Annotated in this window: 18 protein-coding genes and 1 pseudogene; 10 read left to right on the plus strand and 9 right to left on the minus strand. The window is 73.8% G+C overall.

Annotation, left to right across the window (positions count from 1 at the left end):
• Positions 1-499: 499 nt before the first annotated feature.
• Positions 500-1705, plus strand: a complete 1206-nt coding sequence (locus tag ACFVXG_RS21100) for a serine hydrolase domain-containing protein (protein WP_387929599.1) — start codon at positions 500-502, stop codon at positions 1703-1705.
• Between the two features lie 25 nt (positions 1706-1730).
• On the opposite strand, the gene ACFVXG_RS21105 is transcribed toward ACFVXG_RS21100, so the two are convergent.
• Entirely contained in the window at positions 1731-2663 is a 933-nt protein-coding gene (locus tag ACFVXG_RS21105; RefSeq protein ID WP_387929601.1) for a helix-turn-helix domain-containing protein, read from the minus strand.
• A 79-nt stretch (positions 2664-2742) separates the two neighbouring features.
• Here ACFVXG_RS21105 and ACFVXG_RS21110 point away from each other — a divergent pair, with 79 nt between their 5' ends.
• The 7 genes from ACFVXG_RS21110 to ACFVXG_RS21140 all read left to right on the plus strand — a co-directional run bounded on the left by ACFVXG_RS21110 (position 2743) and on the right by ACFVXG_RS21140 (position 7365).
• Positions 2743-3618: an alpha/beta fold hydrolase gene (locus ACFVXG_RS21110; protein WP_387929603.1), complete on the plus strand. Its 876-nt coding sequence runs from the start codon at positions 2743-2745 to the stop codon at positions 3616-3618.
• 81 nt (positions 3619-3699) lie between these two features.
• Positions 3700-4056 (plus strand): DUF6204 family protein, encoded by a 357-nt coding sequence (locus ACFVXG_RS21115; protein WP_387929604.1) that lies wholly within the window; start codon positions 3700-3702, stop codon positions 4054-4056.
• 75 nt (positions 4057-4131) lie between these two features.
• Positions 4132-4689, plus strand: coding sequence for a MarR family winged helix-turn-helix transcriptional regulator (locus ACFVXG_RS21120; protein ID WP_387929606.1), 558 nt, complete (start codon positions 4132-4134; stop codon positions 4687-4689).
• A gap of 83 nt (positions 4690-4772) precedes the next feature.
• Entirely contained in the window at positions 4773-5471 is a 699-nt protein-coding gene (locus ACFVXG_RS21125) for a class I SAM-dependent methyltransferase (protein WP_387929608.1), read from the plus strand.
• The gene (locus tag ACFVXG_RS21130) at positions 5468-5839 is read left to right on the plus strand and encodes a sulfurtransferase TusA family protein (protein WP_387929610.1); all 372 of its coding nucleotides are present in this window, start codon (positions 5468-5470) and stop codon (positions 5837-5839) included. The genes ACFVXG_RS21125 and ACFVXG_RS21130 overlap by 4 nt, the downstream gene beginning before the upstream one ends.
• Positions 5840-5897: 58 nt before the next feature.
• Positions 5898-6869 carry a polysaccharide deacetylase family protein gene (locus tag ACFVXG_RS21135; protein WP_387929612.1) on the plus strand — a complete coding sequence of 324 codons (972 nt, stop codon included), beginning with the start codon at positions 5898-5900 and terminating at the stop codon, positions 6867-6869.
• 43 nt (positions 6870-6912) lie between these two features.
• On the plus strand, positions 6913-7365 hold the full coding sequence (locus ACFVXG_RS21140) for a hypothetical protein (RefSeq protein WP_387929614.1): 453 nt from the start codon (positions 6913-6915) through the stop codon (positions 7363-7365).
• Here ACFVXG_RS21140 and ACFVXG_RS21145 read toward each other — a convergent pair.
• The 5 genes from ACFVXG_RS21145 to def all read right to left on the minus strand — a co-directional run bounded on the left by ACFVXG_RS21145 (position 7362) and on the right by def (position 12033).
• Positions 7362-8378: a MerR family transcriptional regulator gene (locus ACFVXG_RS21145; RefSeq protein ID WP_387929616.1), complete on the minus strand. Its 1017-nt coding sequence runs from the start codon at positions 8376-8378 to the stop codon at positions 7362-7364. The genes ACFVXG_RS21140 and ACFVXG_RS21145 overlap by 4 nt on opposite strands.
• A gap of 63 nt (positions 8379-8441) precedes the next feature.
• A complete protein-coding gene (locus ACFVXG_RS21150; RefSeq protein ID WP_387929618.1) occupies positions 8442-9899 on the minus strand; it encodes an RsmB/NOP family class I SAM-dependent RNA methyltransferase in 1458 nt (485 codons plus the stop codon).
• A 137-nt stretch (positions 9900-10036) separates the two neighbouring features.
• Positions 10037-10393, minus strand: a complete 357-nt coding sequence (locus ACFVXG_RS21155) for a hypothetical protein (RefSeq protein WP_387929620.1) — start codon at positions 10391-10393, stop codon at positions 10037-10039.
• A gap of 118 nt (positions 10394-10511) precedes the next feature.
• Positions 10512-11450, minus strand: a complete 939-nt coding sequence (gene fmt / locus ACFVXG_RS21160; protein WP_387929622.1) for a methionyl-tRNA formyltransferase — start codon at positions 11448-11450, stop codon at positions 10512-10514.
• Between the two features lie 37 nt (positions 11451-11487).
• On the minus strand, positions 11488-12033 hold the full coding sequence (def, locus tag ACFVXG_RS21165) for a peptide deformylase (RefSeq protein ID WP_350508632.1): 546 nt from the start codon (positions 12031-12033) through the stop codon (positions 11488-11490).
• Positions 12034-12289: 256 nt separating this feature from the next.
• Here def and ACFVXG_RS21170 point away from each other — a divergent pair.
• Both ACFVXG_RS21170 and ACFVXG_RS21175 read left to right on the plus strand, forming a co-directional pair.
• Positions 12290-12798, plus strand: a pseudogene (locus ACFVXG_RS21170) (hypothetical protein); the annotation flags it as partial.
• A gap of 13 nt (positions 12799-12811) precedes the next feature.
• A complete protein-coding gene (locus tag ACFVXG_RS21175; RefSeq protein ID WP_387929624.1) occupies positions 12812-12973 on the plus strand; it encodes a hypothetical protein in 162 nt (53 codons plus the stop codon).
• A gap of 115 nt (positions 12974-13088) precedes the next feature.
• On the opposite strand, the gene ACFVXG_RS21180 is transcribed toward ACFVXG_RS21175, so the two are convergent.
• From ACFVXG_RS21180 to coaBC, 3 genes are all read right to left on the minus strand, one after another.
• Positions 13089-15158 (minus strand): primosomal protein N', encoded by a 2070-nt coding sequence (locus ACFVXG_RS21180; protein ID WP_387929626.1) that lies wholly within the window; start codon positions 15156-15158, stop codon positions 13089-13091.
• Between the two features lie 89 nt (positions 15159-15247).
• Positions 15248-16456: a methionine adenosyltransferase gene (metK, locus tag ACFVXG_RS21185; RefSeq protein ID WP_387929628.1), complete on the minus strand. Its 1209-nt coding sequence runs from the start codon at positions 16454-16456 to the stop codon at positions 15248-15250.
• Between the two features lie 172 nt (positions 16457-16628).
• Positions 16629-17858 carry a bifunctional phosphopantothenoylcysteine decarboxylase/phosphopantothenate--cysteine ligase CoaBC gene (gene coaBC, locus ACFVXG_RS21190; RefSeq protein WP_387929630.1) on the minus strand — a complete coding sequence of 410 codons (1230 nt, stop codon included), beginning with the start codon at positions 17856-17858 and terminating at the stop codon, positions 16629-16631.
• Between the last annotated feature and the right edge of the window lie 185 nt (positions 17859-18043).

Raw genomic sequence — 18043 nt, forward strand, 5'->3', positions numbered from 1 at the left:
GCAACGCCTTCCGCCGCCCGGACGCAACGAGCTGCCGACCACCCCAGCCCACCGCGACGACCCCCAGCACCAGGCCCGCCCAGGCCAACGGCAGTACGTACGCGGCCGCGCCCGGACTGTCCTGACAGCGGCTCACCAGCGCCCGGACGCCATCGTCCGCGATGAGCGTCGGCACGCTGCACAGCCAGCCCACACCCGCGAGCACCAGCGGGCCACCGGCCCGGAACCACCGAGGCGAACCATGCCCGTGACGCACCGATCGCACCGACCGCACCGACTCAACACCCATCCACACCCGCCCACGCCCGTCCACACCCACGCGACCGAAGTGCCGCCCCGTCCACGACGCCCGCCACCGACCGCCGGTTCCCCGACCGCGGCACCGAACCGGAACGCCTGACGACCGATTGCCGGAGGACAGAACTGACTTGACGCCACAACGCTTCCCTCCAAGGCTGACACCGCAGAACCCACCAACCCCACCAGCCCCGGAGAACCCATGTCCATCGCCAAGCGCACCGCCCTCGCCCTCGCCGGCCTGCTCCTCGCCGCCACGCCCACGGCTGCCCTGGCCGACGGCACCGCGCCCGGAGCCGGCCCGGACCGAGCCGCCCTCGACGCCGCCATAGCCGCCCGACCAGGAGATCCCACCGCGGGTGCGCTCGCCCGGGTGACGGTCGACGGCCGGACCTGGCGCGGTACGGCCGACGACCCGGTGAGCGGGCAGCCGGTCGCACCGAACACCGCCTTCCGGATCGGCAGCATCAACAAGACCTTCGTGGCCGCCGTGGTGCTCCAGCTGGCCGCCGAGCAGCGGATCGACCTGGACGGCACCGTCCAGCAGTACCTGCCCGGGGTGCTGCCCGACGGCGCGGGCGGCAGCCCGGTCTACCAGCCGGTCACCGTCCGCCAACTCCTCGACCACACGAGCGGACTGCCGCAGGCCGTCGAGGGCCCGGCAGGTGTCAAGGACGGCGACCACGACGGCCTGATCGCCCAGCGCTTCGCGATCGAGACCTTCGACGAGGTCGTCCAGCGCACCCTGCGGCCCACCGACCGGCCCTGGCCCGTGCCGACAGCGCCCGGCACCGAACAGGAGTACAACAACTTCAACTACCGCCTGGCCGGCCTGCTCGTCGAACGCGTGACGGGCCACTCGCTCCAGCAGGAGGTGAGCACCCGCATCCTCGACCCCCTCCACCTGCGGCACACCGAACTGACCGGGGGCGCGCCGCAGATGCCCGAACCGCACCTGACCGGATACCTCGACAGCAACGCCGGCGTCCCGACGGACGTCTCCGAGCAGGGTGGCAACTCCGAGTCGATGATCTCCACCCCGGCCGACCTGGACCGCTTCCTGCGCGCCCTGTTCGACGGCGAGCTCCTGCCCCCGCAGCAGTTGCACGACCTGTTCACCCTGCCGCGCGACGCCTCCGGGCAGCTGCTGCCCTACCACGGCACCGGCGACTGCCAGTTGGGGCCGGACAAGGGCAAGGCCTGCTACAGCGCCGGGCTGCTGTCCCTCCTGCTGCAGGACGGCACCGTGGTCTGGGGCAAGACCGGGCACGACCTCGGCTACTCCGGCGGCTACTTCGCCACCCCGGACCTGCGCAAGCGCCTGGTCTACTCCGTCGGCTCCAGCGGCGGCACGCCGCCCCAGGCCCTGCGCCTGGCGGCCACCGTCTTCGGCCCCTTCGCCCGCTGACCTCCATCAAGGAATCCCCACCGGTTCAGCGCCCGGCCGCGGCCTCACGCCAGCGGCCGGGCGACTCCCCGGCGAGCCGTCGGAAGAAGGCGGCGAAGTTGGCGGCGTCGTCGAAGCCGACCCGCTCCGCGCACCGGGCCAGCGGCAGGTCCGTGTGCGCCAGCAACCGCTTGGCCTCCAGCAGGATGCGCTCGTCCAGGAGGCGCTTCGCCCCGAGCCCACTGGCCGCACGGCTCGCCCTGGTCAAGGTCCGCACCGTGTAGCCGAGTTCGCGGGCGTAGTCGGCGACGTGGTGCCGCCCGGTGAAGCCCTCCTCGACCGCCGTACAGTACCGCCGGAAGACCTCCCGGTCACCGGCCGCCGCCGACGGCCGTACCGACTCGGGCGGGCCCACCCGGAGCAGCAGCGCCGCCAGCAGGTGCCCGAGCAACGCCCTGGAGAAGGGCTCCTCCCGGGCCACCACCGCCGCGTGCTCCTGCGCCAGGTGCTCGACCCCGGCCAGCACCAATCCCCAGTCCTCCTCCCCCACTTGCCAGCAGGACGCCCCGAACGCGGCAGCCCCAGCCACCCCCGCAACCCCGCCCACGCCCGCAACCCCGCCCACGCCCGCAACCCCGTCCGCCCCGACCACTCCCGCCAGGACCTCCGGCTCGAACAGCACCAGCGGCCCGTCCACCCCGTCGACCTCCGCCCACCGGTGCACCACACCCGGGCGGATCCAGACCACGCTCCGCTCCCCGAGCGGATGGTCGACGAAGTCCGCCACCTGCCGACCGCTGCCCGACCGCACCAACGCCAGCACGTGGAAGTCCGGTCGCTGCGGCCGCTCCCGGCGCCGGGCCCGGTCCATCCGGCGCAGCCGCTCGAAGCTCAGCACCTCCACCCCGAACCCCGCCGACCCGGCCTCCGGGCTGTACCGCACCTGCCGGATTCCGGGCGCCTGTCCGTTTTCCACCATCACCGTGCACCTTTCGACCGGGCCTCAGGCCCGCTCCCGACCGTAGCCTCCGAGGACCACCCACTCCGAGGAGACCACCATGCTGCCGGAATCCACCAGCCGTCTCACCCCTGCCGACGCCCCAGTTCCCGTCCCCGTCCCCGTCGCCGTCCCCGTCGACGGCGGCACCCTCCACGTCCAGCGCCAGGGCCGACACCAGGGCCCGGGCGGCCCCGCCCTGGTCCTGGCCCACTACTGGGGTGGCTCGGCCCGTACCTGGGACGCGTTCGTCGACCACCTGCCACCCGGCCGCAGCACCGTGCGCTACGACCAGCGCGGCTGGGGCCGGTCCCGCGCGCTGCCCGGCCCGTACCACCTGGAGCAGCTCGCCGAGGACCTCCTCGCCGTCACCCGTCGGCTCGGCCTGGAGCGCTTCGTCCTGGTCGGCCACTCCATGGGCGGCAAGGTGTGCCAACTCGCCGCCGCGCGACGGCCGGAGGGCCTGGCCGGGCTCGTCCTGGTCGCCCCCGCCCCGCCGCGCCCGGCCCCCACCGCCACCCTCGACCACCGGCAGGCACTCGCCCACGCCTACGACTCGCCGCAGTCCGCGGGCCACGCCCTCGACCACGTCCTGACCGCCGCCCCGCTGCCGCCGGAGGTCCGCGCCGCGGCGGTCCGCGACAGCCTGGCCGCCGACGCCCCGGCCCGCGAGGAGTGGCCGCTGCACGGCCTCGCCACCGACATCACCGCCGCCAGTGCCCGGATCCGGGTACCCACCCTGGTCCTGACGGGCCGCCACGACCGGGTCGAACCGGCGGGCCTGCTCCGCACCCACCTGCTCCCCCACCTCCCGCACGCCCTCCTCACGGTCGTCCCCGGCGCCGGCCACCTGCTCCCGCTGGAAGCCCCCGCCGCCCTCGCCGACGCGGTCGAGTCCTTCACGGCAGGCCTCCCCGCCCCGACCCACCGCCGGTGAACCCTGCCCGCCCCGCCCCTGCCCCTCCCGACCGCGAAATCGCATTGGCGATCCGCCGCCCCCACTGCCTATCGTCGGGGCATGACCACCCGAACCTTCCGCATCATGGTGCGCGGCGTCTTCGACGCCCTCAGCGACGAGCAGCGCGCCGAACTCCTCGCCGCCGCCCCCGAGCACGACGTCCTGCACGCCGCCTTCACCCGCGAGGGCCACCTCAGCTACGACCTCACCGCACGCACCGCCTTCACCTTCCGCTTCCTGGACGCGGGCGAGGCCGAGGAGGACATCCTGGAGGCCACCGAGCGGGCCGAGCAGGCGGCGCAGTCCTGGCTGACGGACCGCGGCTACGGCTACAAGAACCTCCGCTCCCAGGCCGAGGACCTCTCCCAGGCGCCCCTCGGCAAGCGGCAGCGCCGCGCCGCCAACACCACCGGCTGACCGAGCCCCTCCCCCCTCTGCCATCTCCTTGACGGCTCCGCGCATGCCTATACTTGAGCAGTCAAGGAGGTGGCAATGACAAGCCCCACGAACCCCAGCACCAACCCCGGCACCGGCCCCGGCACCGGCCCCGACCCTGCGACCGACCAGGTCACCGACCCCGGCGCCGACCCCCGGCCCGACCCGCTCGACACCGCCCTGCGCCTGGTCCGCGCCCAGACCGCCGTGGTCAAGCGCTTCGACGCGAGCCTCAGCGGCCTGCACGGCGTGAGCCTGTCCGACTTCACCCTGCTGCTGCACCTGGCCCAGGCCCCCGGCGGCCGGATGCGCCGGGTCGACCTCGCCGAGGCCCTCGGCCTCACCGCCTCCGGCGTGACCCGCGGCCTCGCCCCGCTGGAGCGGATCGGCCTGGTGACCCGCGAGGCCGCCGCCCGTGACGCCCGGGTCGCCTACGCCGCCCTCACCCCGACCGGCCGCGAGCGGCTCGCCGAGATGCTGCACACCGCCCGTCAGGTCGCCACCGACCACTTCGCCCCCGGCCAGTGGAGCAGCGAGGACCTCACCCAGCTCTCCGCCCTGCTCACCCGCCTCGGCGGCACCGCCCCCGAACACCGCCACATCCCCAGGCCCTAGGCTGGACCCGGAACGCCCGCACCACCTGCACCACCAGACTCACCCGCACCACGACGCACCCCCGCGAAGGGCAGCACAGCGCCATGACCCGCACTCCCGACCCGACGCCCGCCGCGTCGCCGCGCCGGGAGCCCGCCCTCGCCGAGGCCCAACGCGCCCACTGGCAACGGACGTACGGCTCCCACCCCGGGATGTACGGCGAGCAGCCGTCCGCCCCCGCCCGGTACGCCGCCCGGGCCTTCGCCGCCGCCGGCGCCCGCGAGGTGCTCGAACTGGGCGCCGGCCACGGCCGGGACGCCCTCCACTTCGCCCGCACCGGCTTCTCCGTCCTGGCCACCGATTTCAGCCCGACCGGCCTGGACCAATTGCGCACCGCCGCCACCGAACGGGGCTTGGCCGCGCGGGTCCGCACCACCGTGCACGACGTCCGCGACCCGCTGCCCCTGCCCGACGCCTCCGTCGATGCGGTCTTCGCCCACATGCTGCTCTGCATGGCGCTCACCACACCCGAGCTAGAGGCAGTAGTCGCCGAAGTCCGCCGGGTCCTGCGCCCGGGCGGCACCTTCGTCTACACCGTCCGCCACACCGGCGACGCCCACTACGGCGCCGGCACCGGCCACGGGGACGACATCTGGGAACACGGCGGCTTCGCCGTCCACTTCTTCCCCCGCGAGCTGGTGGACCGGCTCGCCGAGGGCTGGCACCTCACCGAGGTCCACCCCTTCGAGGAGGGCGACCTGCCCCGCCGCCTCTGGCGCATCACCCAGGAGATCCCCCGATGACCACCCCCGACGACGCCGTCCACAACGCCGCCGCCTCCGCGAACACTGCCTCCGACGACACCGCCCCCGACCTCACCGTCGACGGCACCGGCCTGCTCTGCGTCCAACTGCTGCTCCGCCTGCGCAAGCAGATCGCCCACCTTCCGGCGGGCGCGGTGGTCCACATCCTGACGACCGACCCGGCCGCCCCGCTCGACCTCCCCGCCTGGTGCCACCTGACCGGTCACGAGTACCTCGGTCCGGTCCCCTCCCCGGCCCCGGACCACGACGTGTACGCCCTGCGCCTCACCTCCGCCCCCGTCCAGACCCGCCCCGACCGCCCGTGGCACCCGACCCCCGCCGCCACCCCCTCCCCCACCACCGACTGAGCCCGGCCGAGCGGAAATCCCCGCGCGCCCGCCCCCTCCCCCGGTGAAGACTGCCCCCATGCCCACCGCAGTCGCCACCCCGGACGGTCCGCACGCCAACCGCCTCCTCGGCCACCCGCCCGAGGCCCGCCTCCTGCTGATCAACTGCGACGACCTGGGCCTGGACGAGTCCGTCAACCTCGCCGTCGTCGAGGCGGTCCGGCAGGGCATCGCCGCCTCCTGCAGCCTGATGACCCCCTGTCACGCCGCCCCGCACGCGCTCCGCCTGCTGCGCCGCCACCCGGAGATCCCCTTCGGCATCCACCTCACCCTGGTCTGCGAGGCACCGCACCTGCGCTGGGGGCCGCTCACCGCCCGCGACCGGGTGCCCTCCCTGCTCGACCCGACCGGCGAGTTCCACGCCCCCACCCCGGCCGGCCGGGCCGCCCTCGCCGCGAACGCGCAACTCGACCACGTGGAGCGCGAGTTCCGCGCCCAGATCGACGCGGTCGCGGCGAGCGGCCTCAGCCCGACCCACCTGGACTTCCACTGCCTGGCCGACGGCGGCCGCGAGGACGTCCTGGACCTCACCCTCGCCCTCGGCGCCGAGTACGGCCTGGCGGTACGGGTGTGGCTGCCGCCCGCCCTGGACCGGCTGCGCGGGCGCGGCCTGCCGGTGGTCGATCACGGCTTCCTCGACAGCTTCGCGATACCGCTGGAGGACAAGCCCGCCCATTACGCCCGCCTGCTCGCGGCCCTCCCGCCGGGCCTGACCGAGTGGGCCGTCCACCCGAGCCTCGCCACCGGCCCGGCCCCCCACATCCCGGACCCCCGCATCCCAACCACCGACACCCCGACCACCAACCCGGCCGACGACGGCTGGCGGGTCCGCCGCACCGACTACGAGTTCCTGGTCTCCCCCGAGGCCCACCGCCTGCTCGCCGAACACGCGATCACCGTGCTCGGCTACCGCGCACTGCAGGAAGCCTGGCAAGCCGCCCGAGGACGGGTCACGCCGCGCGACCCCCGCCCGCCCGGTGTGCCACGATGAGGAGAAAACGTAACGGCCCGGCCCCACAGGAAGGTTGACCACCATGGATCCGATCCTCAGCTGCCAATGGTTCGACCAGCAAGGCGAGTGGGAATTGACCGTCCGTCACAACGGCTCGGAGTGGGAGCTGTTGGCGTCCGCGCCGTCCTGGTCGGAGTCGCTCCCCTTCGCCGGCCCGGACGAGGTCCGCCGGCTGGCCCAGGCTTTCCTCGACCTGCCCGCCGAGCCCGAGCCGTACGAGTTCGAATGGACGCTCTCCCGCACGGAGTTCGCCCGCACCGAGCAGGAGCGCACCCTCTTCGCGACCCTCGCCGTCGGACTGGACCCCGACGACGGCCACCGCCCGTACCTCGCCTACCAGTCCTCCCACCACCTGGGCGGGAACGCCTCGCTCGGCCTGGAGGTGATCTGCGAGGACCCGCCGGTCGACCACCTCCGCGCCCAGGCCCACGCCTTCCTCACCAACTGCCCGGGTCCGCCTCCCCTACGACCCTAGGCCCGAAACCCCAGGCCCGAAACCCCAGACCCCAGGCCCCAGGCCCCAGAGGCACCGACGGCCCGCACCGCCCAGTCCAGCACCTCAGCCGAACTCTCCGGCGCCACCCATTCGTTGACCACCGCGAGCAGCACCAGGTACCGCTCCCGCCGGGGATCCGCCATCGCCCTCAACCGCGCCGCCAGCCGGGCGCGCAAAGGAGCGTCCACGCCCTCGGCACCCACCATCCCCGCGTACCGCTCCAACAGGGCGGCCACCACCGGCGCCGCCTCAGCCGCGTCCGGGTCCACCCCGGCCGCGACCGCCGGACCGACCGACTCCCGCACCAGCACGGCCAGACCGGGTCGCGGCAGCGGATTCCCACCGCCCTCCACGGCCTCGCCCTCCGCCAGCCCGCGCAACAGCTCCCGGAACCCGTCGTCCCCGGCCAGCTGCGCCAACTCCACCCAGGCCTCGACCTGTTCGACCGACGGATCCTCCGGCAACTCGGGTGTCAACGACCGGGCCACCCCTGACCGGGCCATCCGTCCGGAGCTGCCCTCCGAACCGAACACCTCAGCCAGGAACTCCCCGATCAGGCGCCCCCGTTCGTCCTCCGTCAAGCGTGCCAAGCGGTGCACGAGCGTCAACTCCTCCTCGGTCGCCCCGCGCGCGGCCACCGCCCGCAACACCGCCTGCCGCAGCCGCAGCACCCGGATCCGGACGTCGAGCGCCGCGGCGTGCGCCGCCGCGACCTCCGACAGCGCACGCTCGCGCTCCAGCACCTGCCGGACCTCGGGCAAGCCGAGCCCGAGTTCACGCAGCGTGCGCACCAGATCCAGGCGGGCGACGGCGTCCGCGCCGTACCGCCGGTGGCCGGCCGGGGTGCGGTCGGCCGGCGACACGATCCCCTGGTCCGAGTAGAAGCGGACGGTCTTCACCGTCAGCCCCGTCCGCCGGGCCAGCTCCCCGATCGTGTGCAACTCACCGACCGCGCGCACCGGGTGGACCGAAGGGAGGATGTCGCCGTTCATGCCCACCACCCTGCCGCCTCCCCCTACGGGAGATGCAACCCGAGGGCGTCGACAGGGCCGGCCTCAGGCGGTCCGCCGCAGCAGCGCCAGGTACATCGCGTCCGTCCCGTGCAGGTGCGGCCACAGCTGCACGTCCGGCCCGTCGCCGAGCGCCGGAACGCCGGGCAGCAGCGGCCGGGCGTCGATCCACTCGACCCGCCCGCCCTCCTCGCGCAGCACGTCGTCGACCACCGCCCGGGTCTCCGCGAGGTGCGGCGAGCAGGTGGCGTAGCCGACCACGCCGCCGACCCGGGTGGCCTCGATCGCCGAGCGCAGCAGGTCCCGCTGGAGCGGACCGAAGGCCGCGACGTCGGCGGGCCGGCGGCGCCAGCGCGCCTCCGGGCGGCGGCGCAGCGCGCCCAGGCCGGAGCACGGCACGTCGACCAGCACCCGGTCGAAGCCGCCGGAGCGCCAGGCCGGGCGCGTCCCGTCCGCCGCGATCACCGTGTACGGACCGGGGTTGCCCTCCAGCGCCCGCGCCACCAGCCGGGCCCGGTGCGGCTGCTTCTCGCTCGCGACCAGTCCCGCGCCCCGCTCCGCGGCCAGGGCGCCGAGCAGCGCGGCCTTGCCGCCCGGCCCGGCGCAGCCGTCCAGCCAGAGCCGGTCCGGCCCCTCCAGCGGCGCGGCGGCCAGCGCGAGCGCGACCAGCTGGCTGCCCTCGTCCTGCACGCCGGCCCGGTTCTCCTGGACGGCGGTCAGCGTGCCCGGGTCGCCGCCCTCGGCGAGCCGCAGCGCAAACGGGGACCAGCGCCCGGGCTCGGCCTCGGGCAGCACCTCGGCCAGCTCGCCGACGGTGGCCCGGCCGGGCCGGGCGACCAGGGTGACCTCGGGCCGCGCGTTGTCGGCCCGCAGCAGTTCCTCGATCGCGCTGCGCCCGGAGGCGTCCGGCTGCCAGCGGCCGAGCGAGTCCCAGAGCGCGGAGACCACCCAGCGCGGGTGCGAGTGCACGACGGCCAGGTGGTCCTCGGCGTCCTTGTCGTACGGCGGGGCGACCCGCTCGATCCAGGCGTCCAGGTCGTGGGCGCTGATCCGGCGCAGCACGGCGTTGACGAACTTGGCCTTGCCGTCGCCGAGCACCACCCGGGCCAGCTCGACGGTCGCCGAGACGGCCGCGTGGCTGGGGATGCGGGTGGTGAGCAGCTGGTGGGCGCCGAGCGAGAGCACGTCCAGCACCGGCGGGTCGACCTTGCTCAGCGGCCGGTCGATGCAGGCGGCGATGACCGCGTCGTAGGTGCCCTGGAGCCGCAGGGTGCCGTAGACCAGCTCGGTGGCGAGGGCGGCGTCGCGCCGGTCCATGCCCTTCTGCTCGGCCTCGCGGAGCAGGGAGGGCAGGATCAGGTTGGCGTACGCGTCCCGCTCGTCGACGGCGCGCAGCGCGCGGAAGGCGACGATCCGGGCCGGGTCCTTCTTCGGCCGCCGGTGCGGACGGGGGGCGCGCTTGCCGCCGGACGCGCTGCTGCTGGCCGTACTGGGAGTGCTCAAAGGTGCCTCAAAGTGCTGCGGTGGTTATCACGCCTACGATATCCCGCCCGGCACGTCCCGCTCGAACGCCGACGGTCCGGGACCCGGAGCCGTCCGGCCGCGGCTCCGGTTCCCGGACTCCCGGCCCGGACGGTTCGTCACTGGCTCTCGCAGAGGGCGAACGCCGTCGCCCCGCCGGCTCCGGTCGCACCGGCCAGCCAGGTGTCCGCCTGTTGAGCGGAAGGGGCGTTGATCGTCAGCAGCACCGGCTGGGGCGTGTTCGTGGAGGGGTCGACCGTGACGTTGCCCATGTCAAAGCCTCCGCCGATCAGGTGGGTGCCCTGGGGGCAGGTCGCGTGCGAGACCGAGCCGGGGGCGGCCTGGTCGCCCTGGACCACCGTGGTGGTCACGGCGCCCGCCGGAGGTGCGGTCGCGAGGCCGTAGACCCCGGTCACCAGCAGCGCGCCGGCCACAGCGGTCCAGGCACGCGGTCTCGTCCAGGTGAGTCGGGCCATGGGATCAGCCTTCCTGGTGAGGAATCCCCCACTCGGACCAAGGTAGGCCCGCCCACAGCACCCCGCGCGGCGAGCCGGGCCACGCCCCGACCCACCGTCCCGGCCGACGCCCTCCGACTCAGCCCCCGAACCGCTCCCCCTCCTCCAGCCGCGCCCCGCGCGCCCAGTCGGCCGCCCGCATCTCCTTCTTGCCCTGCGGACGCACCTCCCCCAGCTCGATGTCGTGCGACCCCGTCCCGACCCGCACGCTGTTCTTGCCGACCATCGCGACCTGACCGGGCGCCAGCTCGGCGGCCTCCGGCAGCAGCTTGACCGGCCCGGTGACCTTGAGCCGCTCGCCCCGGAACTCCGTCCACGCACCCGGTGCGGGCGCGCAGCCGCGCACCACCCGGTCGATCCGCAGCGCGGGGTGGTTCCAGTCGATCCGGGCGTCCTCGACGGTGATCTTCGGCGCGAGCGTGACGCCCTCGGCGGGCTGCGGCACGGCGTTCAGCGAGCCGTCCGCGATGCCGTCCATGGTGGCCACCAGCAGCCGGGCGCCGGACAGGGACAGCCGGGTGAGCAGCTCACCACTCGTGTCGCTCGGCCGGACCTCCTCGGTGATGACGCCGTAGACCGGGCCGGAGTCCAGGCCCTGCTCAATCAGGAAGGTGGACGCGCCGGTCACCTCGTCGCCGGCCAGCACCGAGTGCTGGACGGGGGCCGCGCCGCGCCAGGCGGGCAGCAGCGAGAAGTGCAGGTTGACCCAGCCGTGCTTGGGGATCTCCAGGGTGCCGGGGCGCAGCAGCGCGCCGTAGGCGACCACCGGGCAGCAGTCGGGGGCGAGTTCGGTGAGCCGGGCGACGAAGTCCGGGTCACTGGGCTTCGCCGGCTTGAGGACCTCGATCCCGGCCTCCTCGGCGCGCTGGGCGACGGGGCTGGCGACCAGCTTGCGCCCGCGCCCGGCGGGGGCGTCGGGGCGGGTGACCACCGCGACGACCTCGTGCCGGTCGGAGGCGATCAGCGCGTCGAGGGCGGGAACGGCGACCTCGGGGGTGCCGGCGAAGACGAGACGCATCAAGTGCCTTTCTGCATACGAGGATCGAGGAACGAACTCAGCGCGCGGAGCCGAAGGTGCTGTGCGGCGAGACCTTGACGACGGGCGCCGGCCCGGCGCCCCACTCGGCCTCCCGGATGGCCTTCAGCGCGGCCTTGCGCTGCTCCCGGTCGAGCCGGTCGATGAAGATGATGCCGTCCAGGTGGTCGGTCTCGTGCTGGATGCACCGGGCGAGCAGCTGGGTGCCCTCCAGCGTGACCGGATCGCCGTACATGTTGAAGCCCTTGGCCACCACGCCGTACGCGCGCTTGGTGTCGTAGCGCAGCCCGGGCAGCGAGAGGCAGCCCTCCGGGCCCTCCTGCTCGTCCTCGCTGAGCGACAGGTCCGGGTTGATCAGGTGCCCGGTGACACCGTCCACGTGGTACGTGAACACCCGCAGGGAGACGCCGAGTTGGGGCGCGGCGAGGCCGGCGCCGGGGGCGTCGAGCATGGTGTCGGTGAGGTCGGAGACCAGGTTGCGCAGTTCCTTGTCGAAGGTGGTCACCGGCTGGGCGGTGGCCCGCAGGACGGGGTCTCCGAAGAGACGGATCGGCTGGATCGCCACGGGGTACGGGCTCCTGTCCGGGGTGGGCGCGGGCTGTGGGCAACGGCTGGTTCCCGGCAAGTCTATGCAACCCGCCCGGGCGCTCCGACGGGCCGTCCCCGGACACCCGCACCGGCTTCTGGCATATCCCGAGTCTGCGGAGCGGCGTTACCCCGGCCCCCGCTTCGGCGTTGGTCAAGAGAGATTGACCGGGGCCGGGCGCACGGGACACCGCGCCCCGGCCGAGCTGAACCGTACGGAAGGTGGCACGTAGGCCATGGCCGAGCAGATCAACCACGACGCCCGGGCGCGGGCGAGCCTGCACCTGCTGGTGCGGGACATCGAGCGGGTGAGGCGCCAGGTCGACGCGCTGCGGACGCTCACCGCCCAGCTGGGAAACGTCTACCGACCGCGCCGTCCGAGCACCTCGGCCGGCTTCGTGGTGTACGGACGGGCGCCCGCGCCGACCGTGCGCCTGGCGCAGGAGCTGCGGGAGAGCGTGGAGACCCTGGTGGCGGCGGCGGTCGAGTTCGACCGGGCGCTGGGCTTCTCCTGGGACTCGGTGGGCTCCGCCCTCGGGGTCACCAAGCAGGCCGTCCACCGCCGCTACGGGATGCGCCGCCCGACCAGCGAGCTCCTCGCGGCCAGCGGCGCCGTCCCGGGCCCCGCCCGCCCGGACCGCTCCGAGGACCTGCCCGCCCCCATCGAACGCGGCGGCCTGGCCGCCACCGTCCCCGCCGCCCGCCAGGGCGGCCTGGACCGCTCCAGCCTGGAGCGCAACGCCCTCGACCGAACCCCCGTGGACCGCGGCACCCCGATCGACCGCAGCCCCCTCGACCGCAACACCGTCATGGACCGAACCCCCATCGACCGCACCACCCCCCTCGACCGCCCCGGCCTCGACCGGGTCGGCACCGACCGCCCGCACCCCGACCGCACCGGCATCCCCCTCCGCGGCTGACCCACCCCGCCGAACGCCCGGGCCACCCGGGGCGGGGTGGCCCACTCACCCCGCCCCCGCAGGCCCGTCACCACCCGACGTCGTCCGCCACCCGCCGCCCCCCGCAGGCCCGTCGCTACCCGATCTCCGTCGGATCGATCCGCACGTCCAGACTCGCGGGCCCTCGCACCGCGGTCCGAGTGATCTGCGCCGCCTTCAGCGCGGCGGCCAGCTCTGCCCCCTGCCCCGGCGAGACCCGGAGCAGCGCTCGTTCCCGGTCCTCTCCGCGAACCTGCGCCGTTGGAACCGGTCCCAGCACGTCTGCCCCCTGCGGCAGACGGACGATCTCCAGCAGATCGGCCACCGCCCTCGGGTCCCCGGCCACCGATGCCATCCGCGAGACCGGAGGAAAGTGCAGCTGTGCCCGTTCCTCCAGCTCCGTTCCCGCATGTCCGAACGGGTCCCATCGCACCAACGCCTGGACCGGGCGCGCGGTCGGTTCGGCGACCACCACGACCACACCGTGATCTGCGGCCGGACGTACCAGGGCGGCAGCCGTCAGCCAGCGGTGCAGTGCGTTCTCGCCCGCCCTCAGATCGGGGAACGTGAGCATCGACCATCCGTCCAGCAACAGCGCCGCCGCGTAGCCCGGACCACTCTCCACCAACGGTTCAGCGCCTGGCGTCGAGATGACCAGTGCAGGTTCGTCCGGCACCGTGGCGAGTACCGTTCCCCGTCCTGACACCCGCACCGGCACCCCGGAAAAGGCCCTTCCGAGTTCCTCGGCCGTCCGACGGCTGCCCACCACCTGTGCCCGGAGCCGGAATGAACCGCACTCCGCGCAGTGCCAGTCGTCCTCGGCCACTCCACACCACGCACAGCTCAGCGGAGAGTCCGCCGACGCCGCTTCCAACGGCCCTTCACAGTGCCTGCACCGTGCGGGCTCGCGACAGTTGTTGCAGGCCAATCGCGGAACGTATCCACGCCGGGGCACTTGGATCAGGACCGGCCCGCCACGGGAGAGACCGTCCCTCGCCGCCTGCCAGGCCACCGAGGGCAACCGGGCGGACTGTGCCGCGGCATCACGCGCCTCGTCCCGATCGGTGACCGTACGTACTGCGGGCGCGGCATCCCGCACGGTGGCACGATCCGCCGCGATGGATCTCGCCCAGCCGCTGCTGACCAACTGGGCACCTTCGACGGTCACCGAATGCCCACCGAGCAGTACTCCCGCTCCCGTCTCGGTCGCCCGCAACAACGCGACGTCCCGAGCATGCGGATAGGGGGCGTGCGGGTCGCTGTGACTGCTGTCGCCGTCCGACCACACAACCACCAATCCGAGGTCCCGGACCGGCGCGAACATGGTGGCCCGAGTGCCGATCGCAGCGCGGACGGAACCCCGACTGACCGCCAGCCATCGCGCGTAGCGCTCGCGAGGGCCCAGATCAGCCGCGAGCACGGCGTGGTGCCCTTCACCGAGGATCTCGACCAGCGCCCGATCCACCCGAGCGGTGGCCCGGCCGTCCGGCAGCACCACCAAGGCGCCCCGACCCCCGGCCAGCGCCGCCGCCACCGCCCGAGCGATCTCGTAGGGCCATCCGGGACCAGGCAGTGCCGCCCATACGGCACGCGGCGAGCCTCCTGCCGCGAGCGCGGCCAGGAATTCCGCTCCTGCGGGATACCTGGACCAGCCGCCCGGAGTCGGCGGGACGGGCCTCGGTCGCGGCTCGGACGAGGGTTCCGCTTCCGCCTCGCCGTGCCGGGGCGGCACGGCGAGTTGGAGAACGTCGGCGAGCGTGCCCGCGTACCGGTCGGCGATCGTCCGGCACAGCGTCAACAGCTCACGCGAGAGCACCGGCTCCGGCGAGATGACCTGGGCGATGGGCGCCAGCGCGTACGGGTAGTCGGTCTTCGCCAGACGCTCGACGATGAAACCGTCGTGGAGCGTCCCGCCCTGCCGTTCCCCCTTGACCAGGCGGGCGCCGAACCGTACCCGGACACGCACGCCGGGCTGAGCCTCCTCATCCATGATCGCCGGAACCTCGTAGTCGAAGAACTGGTCGATGCTGAGGACACCCTTGTCGACCACGACCCGGGCGATCGGATTGTGTTCGGCCCGTTTGGCACCCTTCCAGGTCCGAGGTTTGGCCCGCTTGACCGTCTCCCGGATGAACGCCAGCTGCTCCGGTTCCCCTGTGTTGCTCATCGCTCCCCAGTACTACCAGGTCACACCGACAGGACGCACAAAAGCGGCGCCCGCCCCGATCCGGGGCGGGCGCCGCTTCGAGCGACCGGTCAGTCCTGCACAGCCGCCTTGAGCTGCTCGACGCGGTCGGTGCGCTCCCAGGTGAAGTCCGGCAGCTCACGACCGAAGTGGCCGTACGCAGCGGTCTGCGAGTAGATCGGGCGCAGCAGGTCGAGGTCGCGGATGATCGCGGCCGGGCGCAGGTCGAAGACCTCGGAGACGGCCTTCTGGATGGCCAGGACCGGGACGGTCTCGGTGCCGAAGGTCTCCACGAAGAGGCCGACGGGCTCGGCCTTGCCGATGGCGTAGGCGACCTGGACCTCGGCGCGGCGGGCGAGGCCGGCGGCGACGATGTTCTTGGCGACCCAGCGCATCGCGTAGGCGGCCGAGCGGTCGACCTTGGACGGGTCCTTGCCGGAGAAGGCGCCGCCGCCGTGGCGGGCCATGCCGCCGTAGGTGTCGATGATGATCTTGCGGCCGGTGAGGCCGGCGTCGCCCATCGGGCCGCCGATCTCGAAGCGGCCGGTCGGGTTGACCAGCAGGCGGTAGCCGTCGGTGGTCAGCTTGATGCCCTGCTCGGCCAGCGCCTTGAGCTCCGGCTCCACGACGAACTCGCGGATGTCCGGGGTGAGCAGCGACTCCAGGTCGATGTCACTGGCGTGCTGGGTGGAGACGACCACGGTGTCGAGGCGGACGGCCTTGTCGCCGTCGTACTCGATGGTGACCTGGGTCTTGCCGTCGGGGCGCAGGTACGGGATGGTCCCGTTCTTGCGCACCTCGGTCAGCCGGCGGGAGAGGCGGTGCGCCAGGGTGATCGGCAGCGGCATCAGCTCGGGCGTCTCGTCGGACGCGTAGCCGAACATCAGGCCCTGGTCGCCGGCCCCCTGCTTGTCCAGGTCGTCCTCGTCACCCTCGACGCGGGCCTCGTACGCGGTGTCGACACCCTGCGCGATGTCGGGCGACTGCGCGCCGATGGACACCGACACGCCGCAGGAGGCGCCGTCGAAGCCCTTCTTGGAGCTGTCGTAGCCGATCTCCAGGATCTTGTCCCGGACGAGCTGGGCGATCGGGGCGTACGCCTTGGTGGTCACCTCGCCGGCCACGTGCACCTGGCCGGTCGTGATGAGCGTCTCCACGGCGACCCGGGAGGTCGGGTCCTCCCGCAGGAGAGCGTCAAGGATGGTGTCGCTGATCTGGTCAGCGATCTTGTCGGGGTGTCCCTCGGTCACGGACTCCGAGGTGAACAGGCGGCGAGACACAGCGCTCCCTGGGGTTGCAGCGGCTGCTGACTGAAGGCCCCCGGTGGACCGGGGACATCCGGAAAGACTTGATTCCTGGAGTCTAACCGGCTGGTTCCGCCGAACGTCACCCGCTTCCGGAAATCGAGAACGTTCTCAAGCGCGAATCCGTCGTTATTCGAGCGGCAATCGATCAGTTCCGACCCGGTTCCATCCGCTTTGCGACCAGGTCCCAGACCACGTCCGCGAGGACCTCCTTGGGGCCCACCGGTACGGGGGTCTCGCTGCCGTCCGCGCCCAGCACCACGGCCTCGTTGACGTCCTGGCCGAAGGCCTTGCCGTTGCCCACCTCGTTCACGACCAGCAGGTCGCAGCCCTTGCGGGCGAGCTTGGCGCGGCCGTTGGCGAGCACGTCGTCGGTCTCCGCCGCGAAACCCACCACCAGTTGACCCGAACGGGGGCGGTGCGCCGACAGCTCGGCCAGCACGTCGGGGTTGCGGACCAGCGCGACCGGCGCCGGCTCGACCCCGTCGACCTTCTTGATCTTGCCGGTCGCGTACTCGGCCGGCCGGAAGTCGGCCACCGCCGCGGCCATCACCACGGCGTCCGCGTCCGCCGCCGCCTCGAGCGCCGCCCCGCGCAGCTCCAGCGCGGTCGAGACGTGCACCACGTCCACCCCGGCCGGGTCGGGCAGCTCGGCGTTGGCCGAGACCAGCGTCACCCGGGCGCCGCGGGCCGCGGCGGTCACGGCGAGCGCGTAGCCCTGCTTGCCGGAGGAGCGGTTGCCGAGGTAGCGCACCGGGTCCAGCGGCTCCCGGGTGCCGCCGGCCGAGACCACCACGTGCCGCCCGGCCAGGTCGGTGGGCACCGCCCCGCCGCGGCGCAGCACGGCCCGGCAGGCCTCGAAGATCGCGGTGGGCTCGGGCAGCCGCCCCTTGCCGGTGTCCTTGCCGGTGAGCCGCCCGACGGCCGGCTCCAGCACGATCACGCCGCGCCGGCGCAGGGTGGCGACGTTCTCCCGGGTGGCCGGGTGCTCCCACATCTCGGTGTGCATCGCGGGCGCCACCACGACCGGGCAGCGGGCGGTGAGCAGGGTGTTGGTCAGCAGGTCGTCGGCGAGCCCGTGGGCGGCCTTGGCGATCAGGTCGGCGGTGGCGGGGGCGACCACCACCAGGTCGGCCTGCTGCCCGATCCGCACGTGCGGCACCTCGTGCACGCGCTCCCAGGTCTCGGTGGCGGCCGGGCGGCCGGACAGCGCGGCCCAGGTGGCCTCGCCGACGAAGTGCAGCGCCGCCGCGGTGGGCACCACGGTGACCTGGTGGCCGGACTCGGTGAACCGGCGCAGCAGCTCGCACGCCTTGTAGGCGGCGATCCCGCCGCTGACACCGAGGACCACGCGGGGGGCGTCCGCACTCGCGCTCATCTACCGGCACCGGCCTTTCTCCGCATCGGGCACCCGACGCATCGGGAACCCGCTCACCCTACGACCCCTCGGCGATCACTCGCACCGTGCCCCACCCCGACAAGCACACGGCAAGCGAAAACGCCGGAGGGCCGAGCGACCCCTTCAGAAAATGCCGGAGGGCCCGGCAGAAAGGATTCCGCCCG

It is taken from the genome of Kitasatospora sp. NPDC058162 (assembly GCF_042884005.1).
Taxonomy (GTDB): domain Bacteria; phylum Actinomycetota; class Actinomycetes; order Streptomycetales; family Streptomycetaceae; genus Kitasatospora.

Coding starts and splice junctions, on each gene's coding strand:
- ACFVXG_RS21100 (WP_387929599.1), top strand. CDS start 500: ATGTCCATCGCCAAGCGCACCGCCCTCGCCCTCGCCGGCCTGCTCCTC.
- ACFVXG_RS21105 (WP_387929601.1), bottom strand. CDS start 2,663: ATGGTGGAAAACGGACAGGCGCCCGGAATCCGGCAGGTGCGGTACAGC.
- ACFVXG_RS21110 (WP_387929603.1), top strand. CDS start 2,743: ATGCTGCCGGAATCCACCAGCCGTCTCACCCCTGCCGACGCCCCAGTT.
- ACFVXG_RS21115 (WP_387929604.1), top strand. CDS start 3,700: ATGACCACCCGAACCTTCCGCATCATGGTGCGCGGCGTCTTCGACGCC.
- ACFVXG_RS21120 (WP_387929606.1), top strand. CDS start 4,132: ATGACAAGCCCCACGAACCCCAGCACCAACCCCGGCACCGGCCCCGGC.
- ACFVXG_RS21125 (WP_387929608.1), top strand. CDS start 4,773: ATGACCCGCACTCCCGACCCGACGCCCGCCGCGTCGCCGCGCCGGGAG.
- ACFVXG_RS21130 (WP_387929610.1), top strand. CDS start 5,468: ATGACCACCCCCGACGACGCCGTCCACAACGCCGCCGCCTCCGCGAAC.
- ACFVXG_RS21135 (WP_387929612.1), top strand. CDS start 5,898: ATGCCCACCGCAGTCGCCACCCCGGACGGTCCGCACGCCAACCGCCTC.
- ACFVXG_RS21140 (WP_387929614.1), top strand. CDS start 6,913: ATGGATCCGATCCTCAGCTGCCAATGGTTCGACCAGCAAGGCGAGTGG.
- ACFVXG_RS21145 (WP_387929616.1), bottom strand. CDS start 8,378: ATGAACGGCGACATCCTCCCTTCGGTCCACCCGGTGCGCGCGGTCGGT.
- ACFVXG_RS21155 (WP_387929620.1), bottom strand. CDS start 10,393: ATGGCCCGACTCACCTGGACGAGACCGCGTGCCTGGACCGCTGTGGCC.
- fmt (WP_387929622.1), bottom strand. CDS start 11,450: ATGCGTCTCGTCTTCGCCGGCACCCCCGAGGTCGCCGTTCCCGCCCTC.
- ACFVXG_RS21180 (WP_387929626.1), bottom strand. CDS start 15,158: ATGAGCAACACAGGGGAACCGGAGCAGCTGGCGTTCATCCGGGAGACG.
- coaBC (WP_387929630.1), bottom strand. CDS start 17,858: ATGAGCGCGAGTGCGGACGCCCCCCGCGTGGTCCTCGGTGTCAGCGGC.